18 protein-coding genes, 1 other RNA gene and 1 other annotated feature are annotated in these 24472 nt (G+C 50.9%); of the genes, 2 read left to right on the top strand and 17 right to left on the bottom strand.

Annotated features, from left to right (window positions below; translation table 11 throughout):
• Nucleotides 1-287: 287 nt before the first annotated feature.
• The 5 genes from recD2 to cymR are packed head-to-tail and all read right to left on the bottom strand — an operon-like array spanning nt 288 to nt 6125.
• The gene (recD2, locus tag G3255_RS07725) at nt 288-2726 is read right to left on the bottom strand and encodes an SF1B family DNA helicase RecD2 (protein WP_211653959.1); all 2439 of its coding nucleotides are present in this window, start codon (nt 2724-2726) and stop codon (nt 288-290) included.
• A 26-nt stretch (nt 2727-2752) separates the two neighbouring features.
• Nucleotides 2753-3412: a tetratricopeptide repeat protein gene (locus tag G3255_RS07720; protein ID WP_211653958.1), complete on the bottom strand. Its 660-nt coding sequence runs from the start codon at nt 3410-3412 to the stop codon at nt 2753-2755.
• Nucleotides 3413-3426: 14 nt separating this feature from the next.
• Nucleotides 3427-4545, bottom strand: a complete 1119-nt coding sequence (gene mnmA, locus G3255_RS07715) for a tRNA 2-thiouridine(34) synthase MnmA (protein WP_211653957.1) — start codon at nt 4543-4545, stop codon at nt 3427-3429.
• A 15-nt stretch (nt 4546-4560) separates the two neighbouring features.
• Complete coding sequence (locus G3255_RS07710; protein ID WP_211653956.1) at nt 4561-5694, bottom strand: cysteine desulfurase family protein; 1134 nt, start codon at nt 5692-5694, stop codon at nt 4561-4563.
• A 14-nt stretch (nt 5695-5708) separates the two neighbouring features.
• On the bottom strand, nt 5709-6125 hold the full coding sequence (cymR, locus tag G3255_RS07705; RefSeq protein WP_058380971.1) for a cysteine metabolism transcriptional regulator CymR: 417 nt from the start codon (nt 6123-6125) through the stop codon (nt 5709-5711).
• A 137-nt stretch (nt 6126-6262) separates the two neighbouring features.
• Between cymR and G3255_RS07700 the strand changes: the two genes are divergently transcribed.
• Nucleotides 6263-7546, top strand: a complete 1284-nt coding sequence (locus tag G3255_RS07700; protein WP_211653955.1) for a replication-associated recombination protein A — start codon at nt 6263-6265, stop codon at nt 7544-7546.
• 51 nt (nt 7547-7597) lie between these two features.
• Here the strand turns inward: G3255_RS07700 and G3255_RS07695 are convergent, their stop codons facing one another.
• The 4 genes from G3255_RS07695 to hisS form a co-directional block, all read right to left on the bottom strand.
• A complete protein-coding gene (locus tag G3255_RS07695; protein WP_211653954.1) occupies nt 7598-8359 on the bottom strand; it encodes a tRNA threonylcarbamoyladenosine dehydratase in 762 nt (253 codons plus the stop codon).
• A gap of 105 nt (nt 8360-8464) precedes the next feature.
• A non-coding RNA gene (ssrS, locus tag G3255_RS07690) (6S RNA) lies at nt 8465-8648 on the bottom strand.
• 44 nt (nt 8649-8692) lie between these two features.
• Complete coding sequence (gene aspS, locus G3255_RS07685; protein ID WP_211653953.1) at nt 8693-10477, bottom strand: aspartate--tRNA ligase; 1785 nt, start codon at nt 10475-10477, stop codon at nt 8693-8695.
• Between the two features lie 2 nt (nt 10478-10479).
• Nucleotides 10480-11763 carry a histidine--tRNA ligase gene (hisS, locus tag G3255_RS07680; RefSeq protein WP_211653952.1) on the bottom strand — a complete coding sequence of 428 codons (1284 nt, stop codon included), beginning with the start codon at nt 11761-11763 and terminating at the stop codon, nt 10480-10482.
• Nucleotides 11764-11810: 47 nt separating this feature from the next.
• Nucleotides 11811-12051 (bottom strand) — a binding site (T-box leader).
• A 118-nt stretch (nt 12052-12169) separates the two neighbouring features.
• Between hisS and G3255_RS07675 the strand changes: the two genes are divergently transcribed.
• Nucleotides 12170-13738 carry an N-acetylmuramoyl-L-alanine amidase family protein gene (locus G3255_RS07675; protein WP_211653951.1) on the top strand — a complete coding sequence of 523 codons (1569 nt, stop codon included), beginning with the start codon at nt 12170-12172 and terminating at the stop codon, nt 13736-13738.
• 147 nt (nt 13739-13885) lie between these two features.
• Here the strand turns inward: G3255_RS07675 and dtd are convergent, their stop codons facing one another.
• The 8 genes from dtd to G3255_RS07635 all read right to left on the bottom strand — a co-directional run bounded on the left by dtd (nt 13886) and on the right by G3255_RS07635 (nt 24444).
• Nucleotides 13886-14338, bottom strand: a complete 453-nt coding sequence (dtd, locus tag G3255_RS07670) for a D-aminoacyl-tRNA deacylase (protein WP_211653950.1) — start codon at nt 14336-14338, stop codon at nt 13886-13888.
• A gap of 9 nt (nt 14339-14347) precedes the next feature.
• Entirely contained in the window at nt 14348-16540 is a 2193-nt protein-coding gene (locus tag G3255_RS07665) for a RelA/SpoT family protein (RefSeq protein ID WP_211653949.1), read from the bottom strand.
• A gap of 117 nt (nt 16541-16657) precedes the next feature.
• A complete protein-coding gene (locus G3255_RS07660) occupies nt 16658-18211 on the bottom strand; it encodes a glycosyl hydrolase family 28-related protein (RefSeq protein ID WP_211653948.1) in 1554 nt (517 codons plus the stop codon).
• Nucleotides 18212-18301: 90 nt separating this feature from the next.
• On the bottom strand, nt 18302-18814 hold the full coding sequence (locus G3255_RS07655; protein ID WP_058380980.1) for an adenine phosphoribosyltransferase: 513 nt from the start codon (nt 18812-18814) through the stop codon (nt 18302-18304).
• Nucleotides 18805-21147: a single-stranded-DNA-specific exonuclease RecJ gene (gene recJ / locus G3255_RS07650; protein WP_211653947.1), complete on the bottom strand. Its 2343-nt coding sequence runs from the start codon at nt 21145-21147 to the stop codon at nt 18805-18807. Before recJ ends, G3255_RS07655 begins: the two co-directional genes overlap by 10 nt.
• An 84-nt stretch (nt 21148-21231) precedes the next feature.
• Entirely contained in the window at nt 21232-21672 is a 441-nt protein-coding gene (locus tag G3255_RS07645; RefSeq protein WP_211653946.1) for a LapA family protein, read from the bottom strand.
• 108 nt (nt 21673-21780) lie between these two features.
• The gene (gene secDF, locus G3255_RS07640; RefSeq protein ID WP_211653945.1) at nt 21781-24060 is read right to left on the bottom strand and encodes a protein translocase subunit SecDF; all 2280 of its coding nucleotides are present in this window, start codon (nt 24058-24060) and stop codon (nt 21781-21783) included.
• 63 nt (nt 24061-24123) lie between these two features.
• Nucleotides 24124-24444 (bottom strand): post-transcriptional regulator, encoded by a 321-nt coding sequence (locus tag G3255_RS07635; RefSeq protein WP_211653944.1) that lies wholly within the window; start codon nt 24442-24444, stop codon nt 24124-24126.
• Nucleotides 24445-24472 lie beyond the last annotated feature (28 nt).

The following is a 24472-nucleotide window of genomic DNA, read 5'->3' as shown; positions in this document are numbered from 1 at the left end:
AATAAAAAGCCTTCATCCCCCTAATAAAAAGGGACGAAGGCTCGATTCGCGGTACCACCCTGGTTACACAGGAAAAATATCCTGTGTCTCTCAAGCGCCTTAACGCGGCGGGACGGCAGTGATTAGCTGCACTCGGGAGTAGCGTTCAACAGATGCGGCAGAAGGCCCTTTCAGCCAAGGGGAGCCTTTTTCTAAGCAGCCGGAATCTATCTACTGTCTCCGTCTAGGTGTTGTCTATCTGTTATAAATTGAATTATAGAAAACCACGCGGGCCTTGTCAAGCACGCTCACGCTTCTTGGAAGTCGCGCGGCGTGATGCCTTCCATGCCGATCATCGGATGGATACGGTGGGCATTTTGCTGCGTTAGGCTTTTCGGTCCCGCAGCTTCCGCTTCTGGCTCCGCCTTTTCGGTCGATGCTTCTAGTGCATCCGAGGCCGCGCCTTCATCCGGAACAGCCGCTATGCCCAGCCGGTCTGCCAAGGTCGTCAGGCGGCTCGAATCGTCTGTGCGCTCGACGCCATATCGGAACACGCCCGGGTCGCCGCACAGGATGAGGAAATCCCGGCTTCTCGTGATGCCTGTGTAGAGCAGGTTGCGCCGCAGCATTTTCATATAGCCGCGGACAACCGGCATAATGACCGTCGGGAATTCCGAGCCTTGCGCTTTATGGATCGAACAGCAATAGGCGAGCGTCAACTGGTTCAAATCGCTGCGCTGGTAGGTCACTTCGATGCCATCGAACGACACGACAAGCAGGTCCTGCTTTTCCACCGTCTCTTTCGCTTTCATGATAGCGACCACTTCCCCCATATCGCCGTTGAAGACATTGCTCTCAGGCTGATTGACCAGCTGCAGCACTTTGTCATTGATGCGGTACGTGATGTCGCCGAACACCAGCTCTTTGCGGGACCCGTCATCGTTCGGGTTGACCATTTGCTGGATCATCTGGTTGAGCGCATCGATTCCGGCTGGCCCCTTATACATTGGTGCAAGCACTTGGATGTCTTTGATCGTATGGCCTTTTGACAATGCGCTCTTAACCACTTTTTCGACGACCAGTGGAATTTGGTCTGCACCCGCTCGGATGAACGATCGGTCGGACGTCTTCGCTTCGATATTGTCCGGCAGTTTTCCGGCTTTCATTTGGTGGGCCAGTTCGATGATCGACGAACCTGAGCTTTGGCGGTAGATTTCCGTCAGCTCGACCGTCGGAATGCGGCCGGATGCCAGCATGTCCCGAAGTACTTGGCCGGGGCCGACCGGCGGCAATTGATCCTGGTCGCCAACAAAGATCAGCTGCGCGTCGACAGGGATCGCTTTTAATAATTGATGGGCAAGCCACGTGTCGACCATCGACATTTCATCGATGATGATCAACTTGCCTTCGATGTCTTTTTCCGTTTCCTCTTCCCGCTCTTGCCCGTTAAAGCCGAGCAAACGGTGAATCGTCATCGCCGGCAAATCGGTCGATTCACTCAAACGTTTTGCCGCACGCCCTGTGGGAGCTGCCAAAATAATCGGGAACGGTTCTTTTTTCTTGGCGTAGTCTTTCGGGTCGAGCGACAGGCCGTGGAGTTCTGCATATACTTCGACCAATCCGCGGACGACTGTCGTCTTGCCGGTTCCGGGTCCTCCGGTAAGGATCATGACGCTCGAATTCAAGCTTTTCTCAATGGCGTCGATTTGCGTCTCGGCATAATTCACGCCGAGCCGCTCTTCGGCTTCACCGAGCGCTTTGCGGATTTCGGATGACGGGAAGCCATCGCGCGTCTCCTGCTCGGCAATTAATGTCTCGAGCTTCGTCGCGATGCCGACTTCCGAATAATAGAGTGACGGCAAATAAAGGCGGGTTTCTTCCCCCGCCACTTTGCCTTCCTCGTTCAATTCAATCGCTGCCTTGGAAATCGAGTCGACTGGGATATCTTCCCGTTGGCTCGCTTCGAGCATTTGTTTGACGAGGGGAATCAAATTCTTTGCGTCGACAAAGACATGCCCTTCTGACAACGACGCCTGATTCAATACATGCAGGATCGCTGCTTTGATGCGGTCGGGATGGCTGCCGGTGATGCCGAGTTTCGAACCGAGCTCGTCCGCCCGGTGAAACCCGATGCCTTCGATTTCCTCGATGAGCTGGAACGGGTTTTTCGTCAGGATATCAATTGTTTCCTCACGGTAAGCCTGGTAAATCCTCATGCCGATTTGTGGGCCAAATCCCCAATCGTTTAATTGGATCATGACGCGTTCAAGGCCTAAGTTCATCTGCAATGTCGAGCGGATCGTGTCTTTTTTCTCGTCCGACAGGCGTGGAACGCCATCGAGCGCATCGGGGTCTTCCAGGATTTTCTTGATGGCATCGCTGCCGAGTTTCTTGACGATCGTCTCGGCGGTTTTACGCCCGATGCCGTTAAACAAATCGCTCGATAGGTAATGCACGACGCCTTGTTCCGTTTCCGGCACTTCTTTCTTAAAGGTTTCCGCCTGGAACTGCACGCCGTATTTCGGGTGGTTCTTGACGCTGCCGGTGAATTTGTACTGCTCTTCAAGCGATAGCTTCGGGAAATAACCGGAGACGATAATTTCCTTTTCGGTGTACGGGGTGTTGGTTTGCTGGATTTTTACTTTGATGATGGAGAAGAGGTTTTGGGGATTGTGAAAAATCGAGACGACCGGACGCCCCAGCACAAATTCACTTTCTTTTTGGAATAAATCGATCTGTCCGGACATGCAGCCGTCTCCTCTCTTTCATTTGTTCAATTCAAGCGTTCGTTGATCATATCGTAGGCATAGCGCGCCATTTCATTTTTGTCATCCAATGTGTACGCACGTTGCAAATGGTACATGGCATCTTCCGTACGGTCGCTCGATACGGCATACAAAACGCCCAAGTTGTAATGGACATCTGAGTTATCCACATCGATTTCAAGCGCATAAACAAATTGTTCTTCGGCCAAGTCGAATAGTTCCATCGAAGCCAGCGCGATGCCGTAGCTGAGCCGCGCTTGCAGGTCGTTCGGATCCAATTCGACAGCGCGCTGCAAATAAGGCAAAGCGAGTTTCGGCTGGTCGATGCGTTCGAAGCATTTTCCGACCATATAATGGGCGTCCGATCCTTCGATGCCGTTTTGAATCGCTTTTTCGTATAATTTTAACGCTTCTTCATAGCGATCCGCGTTGTAATAGAGATTTGCCAACCCGTAGTAAGCGGTCGCGGACGTTTCATCGAGTGTCAAGGCTTTCTGGAAAAAGCGCTCGGCGCGCTCGGTTTCGTTCATTGACGCCAATACATGCCCGAAGTTGATATAGCCGAGCGCGTCTTCTGGCTGTTCCTCAATGGCATTCGTAAACGCCTGGATCGCGTCTTCAGCCCTGCCTTCTTGCAAGGCTTTGATGCCCATTTCGTTATAATTCATCGCCGATTCCCCCATTATCCTACATAGTCCAGCTGTGAACCGTTTTTGAAGACACGGTCGATCGTGCCGCCGCCGAGGCATTCGTCCCCGTCGTAAAAAACGACTGCTTGGCCCGGTGTGATTGCACGGACCGGCTCATCGAATGTAACAACCGCTTCGCCATCTTTCATGTCGACCGTGACGCCTACGTCTTGCTGGCGGTAGCGGAATTTCGCTGTACACTGGAAGCTCGCGGACGGTGCATCACCTGTTGTGAAGCTTAAATTGACCGCTGTCAAGCTATCGGAAAACAGTGCATCGTGGTGGATGTTCTGCCCGACATACAAGACGTTTTTCTCCAAATCTTTCCCGATGACGAACCACGGGTCGCCGGCTCCGCCGATACCCAGGCCTTGGCGTTGGCCGATCGTGTAATACATCAACCCGTCATGAGAGCCTTTTTTGACTCCTTCCAAAGTTTCCATGGATCCCGGTTGAGCTGGAAGATATTGGCTAAGGAATTCCTTGAAATTGCGTTCGCCAATAAAGCAAATGCCCGTCGAATCTTTTTTCGTCGCTGTCGCAAGTCCTGCTTCAAGGGCGATTTCACGTACTTCCTTCTTCTCGATCGCACCGAGCGGGAACATGACTTTCGACAATTGTTCCTGGTTCAGCTGGTTCAAGAAATACGTTTGGTCTTTATTATTGTCGATGCCGCGCAACATGTGCGTGACGCCGTTTTTGTCCGTTTCGACGCGTGCGTAATGGCCCGTTGCCAGATAATCCGCACCGAGGCTCAAAGCATGTTCAAGAAATGCCTTGAATTTGATTTCCTTATTGCACATGACGTCCGGGTTCGGCGTGCGGCCGGCTTTGTATTCCTCGAGGAAATACGTGAACACTTTATCCCAATACTGCTTTTCGAAATTGACCGCATAATACGGGATGCCGATCTGGTTGCAGACGCGGATGACGTCTTCGTAATCTTCCGTCGCGGTACAGACGCCGTTTTCATCGGTATCGTCCCAGTTTTTCATGAAGATGCCGATGACGTCATAGCCTTGCTGCTTCAATAAATAAGCGGCAACCGAAGAGTCGACCCCTCCGGACATGCCGACGACTACGCGTGTATCTTGTGGAGCTTTTATTTCCATTTTTATTCACCTTTTCTATTTTTGCGCCAGGCGCTTCGTGATTTGAGCCGTTTTTTCGGCTGCTTGTGTAATGTCCGCGGCGGTCAGGCCGATGCCGAAACTGAAACGGATCGAATTGCGCAGTTCTGCTGCATTTTGCCCGTACATCGCCACGAGGACGTGTGACGGGTCGATCGAACCGGCCGTGCATGCCGAACCGCTCGATGCAGAAATGCCGGATAGATCCAAATTGACTAAAAACGATTCAATATCGATGCCATTCAAGGACACATTGAAAATATGTGGCAATTGATCGATGCCATTCTCTTTAAAGTCGATGCCATTTTCATTGAATTCGGCACGGAAAATCTCCTTGAATCCATTGAAAGCTTGACGTTTATCTTCCATCGTTTCCTGCGCGATTTTCACTGCGCTTGCGAACGCTTGAATGGCCGGCACGTTTTCCGTTCCGGCGCGGCGTTTCCGTTCCTGTTCGCCGCCGTACATCAAAGGTTTGAGCGCCGTGTTTTTTCGTTGGTATAAAAAACCGATGCCTTTCGGGCCGTTCACTTTATGGGCAGAGACCGAAAGCAAGTCGACGTTCAACTCGTCCACATCGATCGACAGCAAGCCGTAAGCCTGGACTGCGTCGGTATGGAAAGTGACATTCGTCCCTTTCAAGAGCTCCCCGATTTCAGCAATCGGCTGGATTGTGCCGATTTCATTATTGGCGAGCATGACCGTCACGAGAATCGTATCATCCCGGAGCGCTTGTTTCACGTCTTCTGGCTTGACGCGGCCCTTTTCGTCTACCGGCAAATACGTCACATCATAGTCCTGTTTCGCTAACTCTTCGCAAGCATGAAGGACCGCATGATGTTCCGCTAGTGTGGTGATAATGTGGCGGCCTTCTTTGGCGCTGGCTGTTCCGAAGATCGCCAAATTATCCGCCTCTGTTCCGCCGGATGTAAAGATAATTTCGTTATCGTCTGCGTGAATGCTAATGGCGAGCGTGCGCCGTGCATCGTCCAAAATACGCCTTGCATCGCGGCCCGTTTGATGGATGCTCGATGGATTGCCGTAATGCTCACTTAAGGCTTGAGCGAATACCGAAGCTGCTTGCGGATGCATCGGCGACGTCGCCGCATGATCCAAATAAATTTGTTTCATGATTCATTAACTCCTTATATATAGAACATATAATGTTCAGTGTCGCCTTCTTCTGTCTGTGCCAAATCTTCGATCGTCGTTGTGTCCAAGACATTCTTCACGGCATCGCGGATGCGTCCCCACAGTTCACGCTGGGGCTGCTTTTCGTCTTCGATGCCTTCGACCGGCTGGATCGGCCCCTCGAGCACGCGGATGACGTCTCCTGCTGAAATCTCTTTCGGATGGCGCGTCAACATATAGCCGCCGTATGCGCCGCGCACGCTTTTCACCAGTCCCGAATTGCGCAGCGGTGCCACGAGCTGTTCGAGATAAGCTTCCGACAATTCATTATCTGCAGCAATCTTGCGCAGCGGCACCGGACCTGCCCCGTATTGTTTTCCTAATGCGATCATAATTGTTAAGCCGTAACGGCCTTTCGTTGATATTTTCATCTAAAACTACTCCTCCGGAACCTGATCTTCAATTCTTCAAATAAGTATAGCATATCTCACAGGACATAGGCTTTCAATGACTTTCGGCGCCCGATTCGCTATACTGATGAAATGAATAGACGGAAGGAGTTTTCCTCGTGCACAATGAACCACTCGCTTTCCGCATGCGTCCGCGGACCATCGACGAAGTTGTCGGCCAAAAAGATGTCATTGGCCCCTCAACTGCATTGTATAAAATGATTAAAAGCGGCCACGTGCCGTCCATGCTCCTATACGGCGACCCAGGAATCGGCAAGACCTCAATCGCGCACGCCATCGCCGGCACGTCCGATCTGCCGTTCATCGCGCTCAATGCGACGACTTCCGGCAAGAAAGATGTCGAATCGGTCGTTCAAGAAGCGCGCATGACCGGCAAGGTGTTGCTGTTCTTGGATGAGATCCACCGCTTCAATAAATTGCAGCAAGATGCACTGTTGCCGCATGTCGAATCCGGTTCGATCGTGCTCATCGGCGCGACGACGGAAAATCCATTTCACGACGTCAATCCGGCGATCCGTTCGCGCTGCGGCGAAATCAAGCAGCTCAAGCGGCTGACGCAAGAAGACATAGTGGAACTATTAAACAGCGCCCTGGCGGATGAAAAACGCGGGCTCGGCCGCGAGAAGATCCGGATATCCAAAGAACAAGTCGCCCGCATTGCCGAAGGGACGAACGGTGACGCGAGAAAAGCTTTGACGATGCTCGAATCGATCGTCATCGCATCGGATGAAGAAGACGGCAAATATCTCGTGGATGATGGCATCATCGAACAGATGATCAAACGCGTCGGCGTGTTCGGCGATAAGAAAGGCTCCCATTTCTTCAACCTGTTATCTGCGCTCCAAAAATCTGTGCGTGGCAGCGATGTCAACGCGGCAATGTATTATCTCGCCCATTTGCTTGAAAATGGCGACTTGACCGCTGTGACAAGACGCTTGCTCGTCATGGCATATGAAGACATCGGCCTCGCCAATCCAGCTGTCGGCGGGCATGTGCTCGCGGCTTGCCAGGCGGCGGACCGCCTCGGATTGCCGGAAGCGCGCATCCCGCTCGCACAGGCAGTCGCCGAGATGTGCTTGTCGGAGAAATCCAATTCCGCCTACCGGGCGATTGATGCGGCCACTGCCGCCATCAATAAAGGCCAAGTCGGGGACATCCCGGCGCATTTGCGCGATACGCATTACGCAGGCAGCGCAGAGCTCGGACACGGCGGATATAAATATCCCCACGATACGCCGATCGGTTCGTTCGGCGGCTGGGCCGACCAGGATTATTTGCCGAAAGAATTGAAAAAAACGGAGTTCTATAAACCAGTCGTCGCCGGAGAAGAAAAGAAATTCGCGGGCATCTACGAAAAGCTCAAAGGCTTCCGCAAAAAATAATGCACAAAAAGGCCAGAGAATGTAATCATTCTCCGGCCTTTTTTCTATTATCTATTGATTGACGCGCTGGATATGGATCGATTTGGTGATCTGGTTGACGACCCAGCTCGCGGCGATCAAGCCGACCGTTGATGGAGTGAAAGCGTTGGAAGATGGCGGCATCTGCGCTTTGCGGATCGCTGCGTCTTTTTTGCCGACGGTTTCGACCACATCTTCACGCACCACAATCGGGCTTTCGTCAGAGAAGATGACCGGTACGCCTTTGCGAATGCCCGCTTGCTTCAGTTTCTTGCGGATCATTTTAGCCAAAGGATCGGTATGGGTCTTCGAGATGTCGGCGATTTTAAAGCGCGTCGGGTCCGTTTTATTGGCAGCGCCCATGCTCGAGATAATCGGGATGCGTCGGCTATAGCATTCTTTGATCAAATGCACTTTATAGATCAATGTATCCGAGGCATCGATGACATAATCGGGCTTGTGGCTGAAAAATTCTTCATAGGTGTCTTCTGTATAGAACATATGGAGCGTCACCACTTCACACTCCGCGTTGACATCCAGAATACGCTTTTTCATCACTTCGACTTTGGACTGGCCAACCGTGGAAAGGTTCGCCACCAATTGGCGGTTGATGTTGGTGATATCGACGTTATCTTTATCGACGAGGATGATTTTTCCGACGCCGCTTCTTGCGCAAGCCTCGGCTGCAAATGACCCGACCCCGCCGACACCGAGTATAGCGACCGTTGAACCTTTCACCAGGTCCATTCCTTCTTTGCCGATGGCGAGTTCATTTCTTGAAAATTGATGTAACATATTCACACTGCCTTTCAGGTTCAATATTAAATAGGGATACTAGGGATTATACACATAGAAAATCCCTCCGGCAAATGCCGGAGGGATTTGAATTGCTTATGTAAGAAGAATCCCGATCGTGCCGTCCTTTGTGTTGCGCATCGTTTGAACCCGCTTATAGCAGGTGGGTGACCGCATCACCACTTATAACTTCCCGTTAAGGCATGTTAGCCATGGCGATATGTAGGTCTCCCGACGACAAAATGTTGGGTCAAAATCGAATTGCTAAAAACGAACACATCAGGATTCTCTCTACAAGTATAGTAGCATAACCGAAAAAGATGTACAAGCCTTTTACTCTGTATCTTTTTCACTATTCTGACTAGTCACCGCTAGGTTTAATTCCTCTAATTGAGCCGATGATACTGCACTCGGTGCTTCTGTTAACATATCACTCGCAGAAGCAGTCTTCGGAAATGCGATCGTATCGCGCAAATTGGTACGCCCTGCCAACAGCATCACCAAGCGGTCAAGGCCGAATGCAATGCCGCCGTGTGGAGGCGTCCCGTACTCGAATGCTTCGAGCAAGAAGCCGAATTGCTCTGTCGCTTCTTCTTTCGAGAAACCAAGCACTTCGAACATTTTCTCCTGGATGTCGCGTTTGTAAATCCGCGCCGATCCCCCGCCCAGTTCATAGCCGTTTAACACCAAGTCATAAGCTTGTGCACGGACGTTTTGCGGTTCCGTCGACAGCTTATCGAGATCTTCTTCGAACGGCATCGTGAATGGATGGTGCGCCGCGTAGTAGCGGCCGTCTTTGTCGTCATATTCAAGCAGCGGCCAGTCGGTGATCCACAGGAATTTGAAGATCGATTGGTCGATCAGGTCCAAGTCTTTGCCGAGTTTCATGCGCAAGGCACCAAGAGCATCTGCCACCACTGTTTTGGAATCGGCGACAAACAATAGCAAGTCTCCTGCTTCTGCCTGTGCTGCTGCGATCAAGCTATCAGCCATCTCGCCTTCGAAGAATTTGGCAATCGGCCCTTTGACGCCGCCTTCTTCCACTTTCAGCCATGCCAAGCCTTTTGCGCCGTAACGAGCAGCGAATTCGCCGAGGGCATCGATGTCTTTGCGTGAATAATTGGCGGCTTGTCCTTTGGCATTGATCAATTTGACTTGCCCGCCCGATTCGACGGCACCTGTGAAGACTTTAAACGCGGAGTCTTTCACCAGTTCCGATACATCGGTCAATTCCATGCCGAAACGGACATCGGGCTTATCGGAACCGAAACGTTCCATGGCATCCCGGTAGCTCATGCGCTCGAATCCTGCTGCAATGTCGATGCCTTTGACTTCCTTCATCACCCGAATCATCAAGCGTTCGTTCAATTCAATAATGCCTTCCATTGTTTGGAAGCTCATTTCCATGTCGATTTGAGTGAATTCCGGCTGGCGGTCAGCACGCAAATCTTCATCGCGGAAGCAACGTGCGATTTGGTAATATTTGTCTACTCCTGAAACCATGAGCATTTGCTTGAATAATTGCGGCGATTGCGGCAAGGCATAGAATTCGCCGTCATGAACGCGGCTTGGCACTAAGTAGTCCCGTGCGCCTTCCGGTGTGGACTTCGTCAAAATTGGTGTTTCTACATCCAAGAATCCTTCGCTGTCGAGGAAATTGCGGATCGTTTTCGTAACGTCCGAACGCATTTTCAAAGTTTCGAACATAGCTGGGCGGCGCAAGTCCAAATAACGGTATTTCAAGCGCAAGTCTTCGCTGACACCCGTTTGATCTTCAATTGCAAACGGCGGGTTTTTCGCAGCGTTGATGATTTCTGCATTATCCACTTGGACTTCGACTTTGCCTGTTTTCATCGCTGCGTTTACTTGGCCTTCAGCCCGTTCGACAACAAGCCCATCAATATGGACGACAAATTCATTGCGCAACGATTCACCGATTTTTGACGCTGTTTCTGAAATTTCCGGGTTGAAGACCACTTGGACAATTCCTGAACGGTCGCGGACATCGACGAAGATCAATCCGCCGAGGTCGCGGCGTTTGCGGACCCACCCTTTTAATGATACGCGCTGGCCAATTGCCGTTTCGTTCACTTCTCCACAATAATGTGTTCTCGACATATTTATTCCTCCAATGATTTCTTATTCTGGATGTTGTCAGCCAATTCATCGAATGGCACTTCCTGCTGGTCACGCGTCGCCATTTCTTTGACGGCCGCTTTGCCGCTCTCGAGCTCCGATTCACCGATGACGATGACAAACCGGGCATTTTTACGATCTGCAGACTTCATCTGTGCTTTCATCTTACGGTCAGTGAAATCCATATCCGCCGAGATACCGTTTGCGCGCAAGTCGCGAACAATAGAGACAGCTTTCTTTTTTGAAGCCGCATCCATCGCGATGACGTATGCATCAAGCGATTGATCTTGCCCGATTTCCACTTTCTCCATTTCCAAAGCGAGCAATAAGCGCTCGATGCTCATCGCAAAACCGATGCCTGGCGATTCCGGGCCGCCGAGGTCTTCGACGAGCCCGTTATAGCGGCCGCCGCCTGCAAGCGTTGTAATCGCCCCGAAGCCTTCCGCCTCGCTCATGATTTCAAAAGCGGTGTGGTTGTAATAATCAAGCCCGCGAACCAGGTTCGGATCGACGACATAGCTGATGCCGAGCTCGTCCAAATAGTCCTTAACCTGAGCAAAATAAGCGGCCGATTCTTCGTTCAAATAATCCGCAAGGGAAGGAGCTGTTGCCATCAAGGGATGCTCACGATCTACTTTGCAATCGAGAATGCGCAGCGGGTTCTTCTCCAGGCGGTTTTGGCAATCGCTGCAGAATTCTTCGATCGACGGCGCGAAATGTTCAATCAGCGCTTGCTTATGCGCCAAGCGGCTTTCGGTATCGCCAAGTGAATTCAAGACGAGCCGCAAACTTTTCAGCCCGCTCGATTTATAGACGTCCATGGCGAGCGCGATGACTTCCGCATCGATGGCAGGATCTTTTGAGCCGATCGCTTCCACGCCGAACTGCACGAACTGGCGTGTGCGTCCTGCTTGTGGCCGCTCATAGCGGAACATTGGGCCGGTATAATACAGCTTCACCGGCTGGTCAGGTTGGCCGAAAAGTTTATGTTCGACGTACGAACGCACGACGGAGGCCGTTCCTTCCGGGCGCAATGTCAAGGAACGATCCCCGCGGTCCTGGAATGTATACATTTCCTTTTGGACGATATCGGTCGTGTCACCGACGCCGCGTTGGAACAATTCCGTGTGTTCGAAAACCGGCGTGCGGATTTCCTTATACTGATACAGGTTGCATAATTCATTGATCGTCCGTTCGACTTCCTGCCATTTGGCAGATTCTTGCGGCAACACGTCATATGTGCCGCGCGGTGCTTGGATATTGCCCATTTTCATCTCTCCTTTTCCATACAAAAAAGCCCCCGCCCCTTGCTTACGCAAGGGACGAGAGCTAAAAATTAGCTTCCGCGGTTCCACCCTAGTTGACGCAAGTTTCTGCGCCCTCTCTGTCCGGATAACGGCCGGAACCGTCTTAGCCTAATAAGCGCAAGGCGCCGTTCAGTAAAGAACCTCAAGAGTGTTGTTCGTTGCAGATCCCTGCAGGAAAGCTTTCAGCCCGGGGCTTTCCCTCTCTTTTCAGTCGATGCTCACAACTACTTTCTCCGTCTTCAGCAAAAATTATATAAGTAGAATAAATCAATCTTAATCAGCGGAAGAAATCTTGTCAAGCTTTTGCATACATTGCCTGATTTTTTTGATATTATGATGAAGATGAACTTAATTTAGGAGGGCCGCTATGCAACGAAGATTATTACTCACCTTGCTGGTTTTTATTTTGGCCTTATCTGGCACGATCCCATTAGCCGTTTCGAATTCTGCCCTTGCAGATAACGGCGAAGTATCAGCCACGGGCTCAAAGGTCAACATCCGAACCGGTCCGGGTTTGAGCTATGAAGTGATCGGCTCGATGAAACAAGGCGACAAAGCACAACAGGTTTCACGCAGCGGCGATTGGATTGAGATCCGCCACGGCAATACAGAAGGCTGGGTCGCTTCCTGGCTTGTCAATACAGAACAAGCGCAAGACACTTCAGCCCAAACCGCTGTATCGTCCGTCGACAGCTTGAACATCCGCGCACAGGCAGATCTATCTTCCGCGGTGCTGTCAAAAATGAACGCCGGTGAACAAGCACAAGTGATCGCGAACCACGGCGACTGGACAGAAGTGCAATTCCGCAATGTCCGCGGCTTCGTCTCGACACAGTACATAAGCATAACGGAGCAAAAAGCGGCATCTCCTGAAGACTCGTCTTCCGAAGAACCGGAAGAAACTGCTCAAGCTCTTGAAAAACTTTCTTCATTCCACATCGCGGTCGACGCGCTGAATGTCCGTGCCGAACCGAGTTTAAACGCGGAAATCCAAGCTTCTGTTAAAGAAGGCCAAGTATTCAACGTAAAAGGAATGGACGGCAATTGGGTCCAGCTTGAACTTGCAGAAGGTGAAACCGGCTGGGTCTACGCCTTTTACGGCGAATTGTCCGACCAGCCCGCACAACAAGCGAGCTCCACCGATGAACAAGTGACCGTCCTTACCGACGGCACGAATCTGCGCGCACAAGCGAACACATCTTCAGAAGTGGTCACACGGGCGGATGCCGGTATGCAGCTGTCGGTAGCAGGAAAAGAAGGCCAATGGTATTTAGTGGCGCTTGAAGATGGCCGCCAAGCTTATATTGCCGATTGGGTCGTACGCACAGGAAAAGCCACTGAAACAGCCGAGGCCGAAAAAGAACAACCCGCAAGAAAAGCCGGCTCACTGAACGGCTTGACGATCGTCTTGGATCCGGGCCACGGGGGCAATGACGGCGGCACTGTCGGCGTCCGAAAAACCAATGAAAAAGACCTGACCTTGAAAACTGCCGAAATCCTGTCCCATCACTTGCGCTCTGCAGGGGCGGAAGTCGTCATGACGCGGCAATCCGATGTTTATGTCGATCTTCGCCACCGTGTTGCCGAAAGCCATCAAGTGGCAGCCGACGCCTTCATCAGCATCCATTACGATGCCACGGAAGACAGTACAGTTTCAGGCTTCACTTCGTATTATCAGCATCCGTACCAGCAAAAATTGGCCGAGCACCTCAATGGAGGATTGGCCGGTAAATTAACGCTCGATGACCGCGGCGCGAGAAAAGGCAATTACCTCGTCTTGCGGGATAATCGCCAGGCCGCAGTGCTCGTCGAACTTGGCTTCCTCAGCAATTTCAACGAAGAACGCATCGTCTCGAGCGACCAATTCCGCCAACAAGCGGCACTTGGCCTTTACAACGGCATCATCAGCTATTTCGATTCTGAATTAAGCGAATAAAATCAAATGCCCCGCTTCTCAAATGAGAAGCGGGGCATTTTTGTTTTAAATAGATTGTCACTTGACGCTGAAAGCTTCAAGCAAACATTTCCAGCTATTTTCTCTATTGTAAAAGAGGCAAGCAGTTCTGCTCGCCTCTTTCCGACCTTATTTCTTAGCACCGTCCGAATCGACGATGATGGTGACCGGCCCGTCGTTGACGAGTTGGACATCCATCATCGCGCCGAATACGCCGGTTTCAACTTGGAGGCCGTGGCTTGTCAACTCCTCGTTGAATTTTAGCCACAACGGTTCTGCTTGTTCCGGGCGCGCCGCTTCGACAAAGCTCGGGCGCCGCCCTTTTTTTACATCTCCATACAAGGTGAACTGGGAAATAGACAGCACGCTGCCTCCCGCTTCCTCGATCGAATGATTCATCTTGCCGTCTTCGTCTTCGAACAAGCGAAGGCCGGCAATCTTCTTGGCGGCATAAACCGCATCCGCTTGTGTATCGATATGGGTGATGCCGACCAATAAGACATAGCCGGAATCGATGGCTCCTGTAATTTGACCGTCAACGGTGACGGACGCTTTTTTTGAACGCTGCAATACGACTTTCATGGCTCCTCCTTAATTCGTCACACGTTTTACCGAATAAACGTCGGGAATTTGCTTGATGCGTTCCACGACACGGTTCAGGTGGGAAATATGCGGAATCATGATCGACAAATTGATCGTCGCGATCTTGTCTTTATCAGCTCGCCCGCTGACGGCAGTGATCGTTGTTTTGGTCTCACTGACCATGTGCATCACTTCGTTGATCAAGCCAGTGCGGTCATAAGCCTGTACTTCAATATCGATTTGATACGATTTGTTTTCAGGCGATCCTGCATTTTCCCACTCGACCGGAATCAACCGATCGGATTCGTCTGCTTGGATATTCGGGCAATCCGCGCGGTGGACGGAGACGCCGCGGCCTTTGGTGATAAAGCCGAGGATGGCATCACCCGGCACCGGGTTGCAGCATTTCGACAAACGGATCATCATATTGTCGATGCCGCGCACAATCACGCCGGATTCCGTCTGTTTTTTCGGCTGGTTGGACTTCATTTCCACGGTGATTTTTTCGATGGCTTCTTCCTGCTCACGCTTTTTGCGCTGGCGCTCAGCCAAACGATTGACGACTTGCTGGGCGGTAATCCCGTTGAATCCGACAGCCGCATACATATCGTCTTCGCTGGCGAAATTGTATTTTTCGATGACGCGTTTAATATTCTCTGCTGTCAGCACTTCTTTTTGGGTGAATTCCTGTGCCTTGATCTCTTTTTCGACGAGTTCACGCCCTTTATGGACATTATCATCGCGCACTTGCTTTTTAAAGAATTGCTTGATCTTGTTTTTTGCCTGCGTCGATTTGGCAATGTTCAGCCAATCTCGGCTCGGGCCGATCGATTGCTTGGACGTCAAAATTTCAACGATGTCGCCCGTATGCAATTCGTGATCAAGCGGCACCATTTTGCCGTTCACTTTCGCGCCGATCGTCTTATTGCCAATTTCGCTATGGACACGGTAAGCAAAATCGATCGGGCAGGAACCGTCCGGCATTTCGATAACGTCGCCTTTCGGGGAGAACACATAGACCATATCTGAAAATAAGTCGAATTTCAGCGATTCCATGAATTCTTCCGCATTGTCGGATTCATTCTGGAAATCAAGGATTTCACGGAACCACGACAGACGGGAATCAACCGAGCTGAGCGGCTTGTCAGAAGTTTTGCCTTCTTTATAAGCCCAGTGCGCCGCGACCCCGTACTCGGCGATGCGATGCATTTCCTCCGTGCGGATTTGCACTTCTAAAGGATCGCCCTGCGGCCCAATGACCGTCGTATGGAGCGACTGGTACAGATTCTGTTTCGGCATGGCGATGTAATCCTTAAATCTCCCAGGCATTGGCTTCCACGTGGAATGGATGATGCCAAGCACTGCATAACAGTCCTTGATGCTGTCGACCGTGATGCGCACAGCAAGCAAGTCGTAGATTTCGTTGAACTGCTTGTTCTGCATTGCCATTTTCTTGTAGATGCTGTAAATGTGCTTTGGACGTCCGAATAAATCGGCTTCAATGCCGACCTCATCCAACTGGACGCGGATTTCGCCCATGACATTATTCAAATAATCTTCCCGCTCCGTGCGTTTTTTCTTCATTAGATTGACGATGCGGTAATACTGCTGGGGATTTAAATACCGGAGAGCCGTGTCTTCGAGCTCCCATTTGATCGTATTGATCCCTAAGCGGTGTGCAATCGGCGCAAAGATCTCCAAAGTCTCATTCGCTTTGATGCGCTGCTTTTCGACCGACTGGTATTTCAAAGTTCTCAAATTATGCAAACGGTCCGCCAGCTTGATGAGGATGACGCGGATATCCTGCGCCATCGCGACAAACATTTTGCGGTGGTTTTCCGCCTGCTGTTCTTCTTTCGACATATACTTGATCTTGCTTAGTTTCGTCACGCCATCGACCAATAATGCGACTTCCTCATCGAATTCGCGGACGATGTCTTCGCGGCTGACGTCGGTATCTTCTACGACGTCATGCAAAAAACCCGCTGCGACTGTGGCGGGATCCATTTGCAATTCTGCGAGGATCCCGGCCACTTGCACCGGATGCACAATATAGGGTTCGCCGGATTTCCGGAATTGGCCATCATGGGCTTCATAGGCAAGCTGGTACGCCTTTTTTATCGTTTCTACGTGCTCTGCATTCATATAGGACGCAACCATTTCGAATACATCTTCAACTGTTCTCACTTGATCTTTCGCCATAATTGCCCACCTTGCTTTATTTATTTCCAGAAGAGTATTTCTTTATTATAGATAACTTTCCGCTAAAAAGTAAAGCTTTTGCGTGTTTTCATCTATCTCCCGGAAATACCCCAGGGGCTACAGGCGTTCAGCTTTCTGTTTGCGGATGCCGTCGACCATGATCCATTTGCTGTCATCGCCAACTGCGACGGTCTTGTTTGACGAATCGATACTCATAATGTTTTTGACACGGACATTGCGTGCGCTTTGCTTTCCGCCCATGATTGAAATATCCGATCCCGCCGTGCGGAATCCACGTACGACGCCGTTTGACAGCGATATATGCTCGGCACGGTACTGTACAGCGGAAGCGGGGCGTCCTTTGTAATCATAGAGCGGATCGCCTTCGAACAGGAAGCGGTTAATCGAGACATTGCGGTAGCCGGAAATAACCAGCGAGCGCGGCGACGAGTCCTTATAGAGCCGCGTTTCGACCGGTGCCAGAGACACGAGACGCTGCGCTTTGATATTGTAGGCCGACAAGGATTCCGGATCTTCGCGGAGATGATGGCCGATATGGCGGAAATTGAACGAACGATTGTCATTGACCGACAAATGGCCCGAGATGAAAACACCGGACGCTGCCGACGAATTGGCGTGCGCTTTAACCTCAATGCCCCCAAAGCAACGCGAGGTGGAATTATTGAACAGCCAGACATGCCTGGAGCCATCATCGATTTCAATGCCATTGGAATTCGAATAGCCTTTTTTATGGGCTCTTCCGCTCGGGTCGGAGAAATGGCAATTGGAGACGAAGACATAATCGCTGTGATGGGTCGTCAAACCATCGTCCCCGAAGCCGAAGCCGTTCACTTGGTCGACCCAGATATATTTGCTGCCGCCCCTTCCGCGCATCCCGTCGCCTGCGTAATTATAAAGCGGCGAGGTGATATCGACGCAGTGAAGCCCGGGATTGATCGCTTCTACATCCCGCACCCAACCGTAGGTAACGCCTGCAAAAGTTAGGCAACTCGAATAATTGCCCCAAGAATTGGTGCGTTCCGCATGTCCGAGGCGTTCTACATTCCAATCGAGGCTCAAGCTCTCAATCGAGATATTGCGATTGCCATTCACATAATTGGAGTTTGTCAATAAACGAGAACGCTTTGGCGCTTTCGGATGCAGCTTGATGACCGAAGCGGTCTTGCCCGCCCCGACGATCCGGCTCCATGATGGGACGCGGATGCCTTTGACGATATAGACGCCGGGCGGAACCGTCACTTCCACCCGGCCATTGCCAATCGCTTTTTTGAATGCTTCGGTGCAATCTGTGACGCCGTCACCGACCGCCCCGTAATCCCGGATGTTGACGCGACGGTTGATTGTTGAATCCAGTTTCTTGTATTCACGGTCAAGTTTGCCTTTCCATTCCGGAAACAGGTCCTGTCCGAACACGATAGTGCCATAGCCGTTATCATCCGCGACTTCATACTCATCGGCGAAAACGGACCATAGTTTTTCGAAGAAATGGATTGGACGCTTAATACGTGCGCGGGGAAGATCTTTCTTGATGTCATTGAACAGTGCTTCGGTCTCCCGGGTAGTCTGTTCTAAAGGAGTCGCATCGTTTAGCAGCTGCCCGATCAATTCATTATTTTGTACAGGGTCATACCGTCTGTCCAATTCGATCATGGAAATCACCTCTCTCGCAAGTTTCTTTCTCTACCATACCCCGCAGTCAGAAAAAAAAATCACCTTGCCCGAAAAGGCAAAGTGATTTTCTTAATATTGCATCAAAGTTGTGACATCATAGCCGTCGAGATTCTTGCGGCCATCTAAATAAGTCAACTCGATTAAAAATGCGCAGCCGACAACCACGCCGCCAAGCTGTTCAACCAGGTTGATCGTCGCGTTGATCGTTCCGCCGGTAGCCAAAAGATCGTCCGTAATCAAGACGCGCTGTCCCGGTTTAATGGCATCTTTATGCATCGTCAAGACGTCTGTTCCGTATTCCAGGCCGTATTGTGCGCGAATCACTTCACGCGGCAATTTGCCTTCTTTACGGACTGGCGCAAAGCCGATTCCAAGGGCGTAAGCAACTGGGCAGCCGATGATGAAGCCGCGAGCTTCCGGCCCGACGATAAGTTCTGCATCAACCGTCTTTGCATAGGCGACGATTTGATCCGTTGCGTATTTATAGGCTTCGCCGCTGTCCATCAAAGATGTAATATCCTTGAATTTGATTCCTGGCTTCGGCCAATCTTCTACGATGGTTATATATTGCTTTAAATCCATAATTCTTCCTCCTTGGCTGACACTTGGGCGTCAAACCAGTCTTTTAGATCCCGATAGGATGCATATAAGAGCTTCTGTTCCAAAGCAATCTGCCGTTCGCGCTTTTTATAAGCCGGCGCTTCTGAAAGATCACGTTTTCCCGGAGCCTGTGCAATCTCGGTAATTCCATTGTTAAGTGTAACAAAACCGAGTTCAAAAAACACCTGAAGCATGAAAAATAATGTTTCCCGGCTCCAGCCTTTGTGTTTAGCGAGTTCTTCGCCATTCTTTTTAAAATCGAAGGTGCCGCGCTTCTTGACGAAGCCGAACAGCCATTTGAATTGGTCACGATCCGGGATGCGCTCGAAATACTGGGATTCCTGCGCATAGAAGTGGGCATAGACACGCTTTGGCTGCAGCTGTTTGAGTACGGACGACAACTGCTCTTCAGAGTCCGGCAGATCCAGCAGCACAAGATGGTCTTTCACAGAATCTGATTCAGCGAGAGCTTGTACCGTAACAATCGGCCCTTCAAGCAATGAGCTGAACACCGCTTCCGTTTCTTTTTGGAAAGCGACGAATACCTGGTTTTGTTTTGGGATGAGCTTCGACCAGCGACTGACTTGGCGAATGCCGCGGATGTCGAATAATTGCCATTCGTCCGTGCGGATATCCTCCACTAACAGCTGAGGTTTTTTGCGGCCGTTCCATTCGTTGATCTGCAGGTCGCCGATGACATCGATTTTCACATCAGGCGTCAGTTCATCGCCGAGCTCTCCGATGCCGAAGCCGACCGCATCCAAGGTGGAGCCGTTTTGCGCCAGCTCCATCTTCAAATGGGCTTGGCTGGCGCCGATTTTACGAATGCCAGCGACTTTGACGCCATCCAGATAAAACTTCGGTTTGGCAAACCCCATGCCAAACGGCGCTAGACGGCGCATGCCTTCAATGGTTTCCGTATCTATTTCATCAAGTGTCACAGGAATATCGATCGATACGACCGGCACCAAATCTTCTGGGGTTAATGAAGCTTTCGCTTGTTCGTTCAAACGCTCGCGCAATTCATCAACGTCTCCCGCAGCAAGCGTCATGCCCGCTGCCATCGGGTGTCCGCCGAAATGCGGCAGGATGTCGCGGTTTTTGGCGAGTTCGTTGTATAGGTGAAAGCCTTCGATGCTGCGTGCCGAACCTTTCGCTTTGCCGTTTGCCAAGTCGAGCGATAACACAATCGACGGGCGGTAGAACTTTTCGGTCAATTTCGAGGCGACGATCCCGACGACGCCGGGATTCCAGCCTTCTTGCGCAACGACGATGACGTGCGGCAGCTGTTCCCCGTAGCGCGCTTCCACTTGCTCGATCGCTTGCTGTGAAATTGCCTTGACGATCGCCTGGCGTTCTTTATTCAAGACGTCCAACCCGTCTGCAAGCGATCTCGCTTCCGAAGGATCATCGGTCATGAACATCCGCACAGCAGGGTCTGCTGATTGCAGGCGGCCGATCGCATTGATGCGCGGGCCGAACATGAAGCCAATCGTTTCTTCTGTAATGTCGCGCTGCTTGACACCTGCAACATCCGCGAGCGCCGCAATGGCGGGTATCGGCGAATCCTGCAAGGCACGCAAGCCTTCTTTGACGAGCACGCGGTTTTCACCGTGCAACGGCACCAAATCGGCAATCGTACCGATCGCGACCAGCTCCGTCAAATGGTCCGGGATGTCCCCGTAGAGCGCCTGTGCCATTTTGAATGCGACGCCGACACCGGCCAGTTCGCCGAACGGGTACTTGCCTTCCGGATGCCGCGGATGAATGACCGCGAGTGCTGCTGGGAGCTCATCGCCGATATCGTGATGGTCACTGATAATGACATCCATCCCCAGTTCATTCGCCAAGCGCACCGGCTCGATTCCTGACACGCCGTTATCGACCGTGACGATCAAGGTAATGCCTTCTGAATGGGCTTCTTTGAACAGCTCTGCATTCGGGCCATAGCCATGGTCAAAGCGATTTGGGATCTTGAAGGACACATCTGCACCCAGGTCCTGCAACACTGTCATCATGACCGTCGTGCTGGTCACTCCGTCTGCGTCGTAATCGCCGTAGACGAGAATCTTCTCTTCCGCTTCAATCGCCTGCTGGATACGCGCCACTGCGACGTCCATATCCTTCATCAGAAACGGATTATGTATGCCGGATAATTCGACATCCAGAAATTCCTGTGCTTTTTCCACCGTATCGATCCCGCGCGTAACGAGGATCTTCGCCAGCACAGATGACAAGGATAGCGCTTCTTGTAATTCCTGGACGGCTTGTTCATCCGGGTTTGTCAATTGCCATCTTTTTTTCGATTCAATCATTGGATCTCACTTCCTCACCCGTACATTATACAACATCAGCGGGCAGACAAAAACCTTTCGGCGCTTAGCCGAAAGGTTCATTTTTTATATCCCGTCGCGGCGCGTGTCCGGACGGCGGTCTTCTGTGTCGTTGACGCCAAACTCGTCGCGTTTAGGCTGTGACCGGAGCGAGTCGTCCGCATCGTGCGTCCGTTCTTCCCCGGTGACGACCATGGCATCAGGTGTGACGCCTGCACGTTGGTACTCAGCGATTTCGTTCTGCTGTGTGGCGATAAGTGATTCCTTGACCGCCACTTCTTTCTGGAGCGTCTTCACTTTGCGCTTCAATTGATATGTGCGTGTCATGGCGAGAATGCTCGACAATAAGAAACCGAGCAATGCGGACACGAGAATGACCAGGATCAACGGCCACTCGGCTTCGCCGAACACATAATTGACCGGCACATTATCGACATTAAATACTGCAAATACTGCGATGATGATAGCAAAAACAAGTCCAAGCAATAAGAGCCATTGCAATTTCATGTGAACCATCCCTTCTTTTTTTCAAGCTGTGTATACCTTACCTCTTTTTTGCATAAAAAAGGGACAAGGTATCAATACTCTATACCCTGTCCCTTTCTCCTATTAAACTTATACGACCGGTTCGTCAGAGCCCCATTTAGACTCTTGTTCTTTCTTCTCGATATCGATTGGCCCTTTCTTATTCAACTCGCGTTTTTTCAACACGAGCCACAGCTGGGCAGCGATGAAGATCGAGGAATACGTCCCTGCAATCAAGCCGATCAATAAAGCGATCGAGAAATTCGTAATCGAGGCAGCCCCGAAAATCAGAAGCGCCAGTACGACCAGGAATACAGTCATGACAGTATTGATCGAGCGTGTCAATGTTTGGCGGAGCGAAGTATTGACGATTCTCTCCAATTGCTCCACCGTCTCCACTTTTTTGACGCGGCGCATGTTTTCGCGAATGCGGTCAAATGTGACAATCGTGTCGTTGATTGAATACCCGATGATCGTCAGTACGGCCGCGATGAAGGTGATATCCACCTCAAGACGCAGAATGCTAAATGCCGCAACTATAAAGAACGCATCGTGCAGCAATGCTACAACAGAAGCAACACCCATACGCCATTCAAAGCGGAATGCCACATAGATGATAATGCCGACTGCTGCGATGGCAAGTGCATACAAGGCATTTTGCGCCAGTTCAATGCCGACGGTCGGCGATACGGTCGAAACGTTTGGCTCGATCCCGTATTCATCCACAGCCGCCGTTTTTAACTCCTCGATTTCCTCTTGGTTAAATTCCTCTGCATAGCGAACAACCCCAATGGAAGAACCTTCACCTGCCATAACGATATCGTCAGACGGGTAGCCTGCACTTTCCACGAAGTTCTCCACTTCATCTTTTGTTAATGAAGATTCAGAAGTGATTTCAACGCGTGTACCACTGGAGAAATCGATTCCTAAGTTCAATTGGAAAACCGATAGCACGACCATTCCGGATAAAATGAGCGCAAGCGAGGCAGCGAAGAATTTGCGGCGGTTGCCGGCAAAATCAAAGCGGTCGTATGGCGTCGACAAATCCGTGATGTGAAGATTTTCTTCTTTCGTGTGGATCTTGTTTTTCGATAAGCCGAACCATCCTGGCTTATTGTCCAGGAAACCGCTCCAGACCCAGAGTCCGAGCATGAGGCGAGAACCCCATACAGCCGTCAGAAAGCTTGCGAGAATGGAAATAATCAGCATCGTCGCAAAACCTTTAACGGAGCTTGTGCCGAAATAGAACAACACGGCAGCAGCGAGAAGCGTCGTGATATTGGCATCAATGATTGCCGAGAATGAAGACCTTGCTCCTGTACGGAAAGCATCCCGCACAGTTTGCCCTGTCCGCAGTTCTTCTCGTATGCGCTCATAAGTGATGATATTGGCATCCACTGCCATCCCGACGCCGAGCATGATTGCTGCGATACCCGGTAAAGTCAGCACCCCGCCAATCCACTCGAAGATCACAAGGATCAAATAGACATAAGCTGAAAGCGTGATGACTGCAATCGCGCCTGGGAAACGATAGAACAACAGCATGAAGATGAGAACAGCCGCGATGCCGATTCCAGCAGCAAATGTCGTCTGGTCTAGCGCTTGTTCACCAAATTGTGCCCCGACTGATGTCGAATACACTTCTGTAAGTTTTACTGGAAGCGCCCCAGCGTTCAAAATACCAGCCAAATTCTGCGTTTCCTCAACTGTAAAGGATCCAGAGATTTCAACGCTTGGTGAATTGATGCGCTGTGAAACGCGCGGGTCGGAAACGAATTTCGGATCCGCTTTCAGGCGTTCTTCCTGATAGGAATCAACGCCTTCTTCAAAATCGAGCCAGATGACCAGAACATTATCCGGCGCTGGCATTTGAGCGATTTCGCCAGTCACTTCGGCGAATTTACCCGGTTCATTCAATTCAAGTGTGACAATCGGCTGGCCTTCCTGGTTGAAAGTAGCCGTAGCGCCGCCTTGCGCGAGGTCATCTCCCGATAACATGACATTGTCATTCGCATCGCGGAACGATAAATTCGCTTCTGTTGAAAGCAGCTCACGGGCGGACGATTGGTCTTCAATGCCCGCCAATTGGACACGTATGCGGTTGCCGCTTTCGATTTGGATGCTCGGCTCACTGACACCGAGCACATCGATGCGGCTTCTCAGCGCATCCGTCGTATCAGAGACGACTTCTTCTGTAATTTCTTTCTCACTGCCTTCTAGCGGTTCGACTTGATAAAGAACTTCAAATCCGCCCTGCAGATCAAGCCCGAGATTGATGTCTTTGGCGATCGGCAGGCTGGTCGTACCAATCAAGCCAACGAGCATAAATACCAGCAGGAAAAAGGCGATGATGCGAGATCTTGCTTTCATATGTATAGTTCCTCCTCAATATAGAACACAGCACTTACATTATCGGTGACGTGCCAAAAGGTGTCAAATCCCACGCGGTTTCTGGCGCGCCGGACGAAGAAGCTGCTGCAGGTCCTCCATGCTGTCTTCCGTGAAAAAGTTCGCGGTTTTAAAGGCTTCCACCTGATGGTAAGCGACAAAATCGGAGGCTGTAAGATCCATGATATCCGATACCATTTCATGCAATCGCATAGCTTCGATGTTCTTCTTTTTCCACGCTTTTTTCAGGCAGTAATCCCACAAAGCTTCCGGGGTGAATGTTTCATATTGCAAATACGTGAATTCGCTGCATTTGCTCTCCAATGCCGGCAGCACCTGCTCGTACTTTTCCGGATAGCTCATCATGTCGGTTCTCCTTTCTGCAGTTCTGTTT

It is taken from the genome of Planococcus sp. MSAK28401, from assembly GCF_018283455.1.
GTDB lineage: Bacteria > Bacillota > Bacilli > Bacillales_A > Planococcaceae > Planococcus > Planococcus alpniumensis.
The sequence above is the reverse complement of the archived record's forward strand: the minus strand, read 5'-3'. Positions and strand labels throughout refer to the sequence as shown.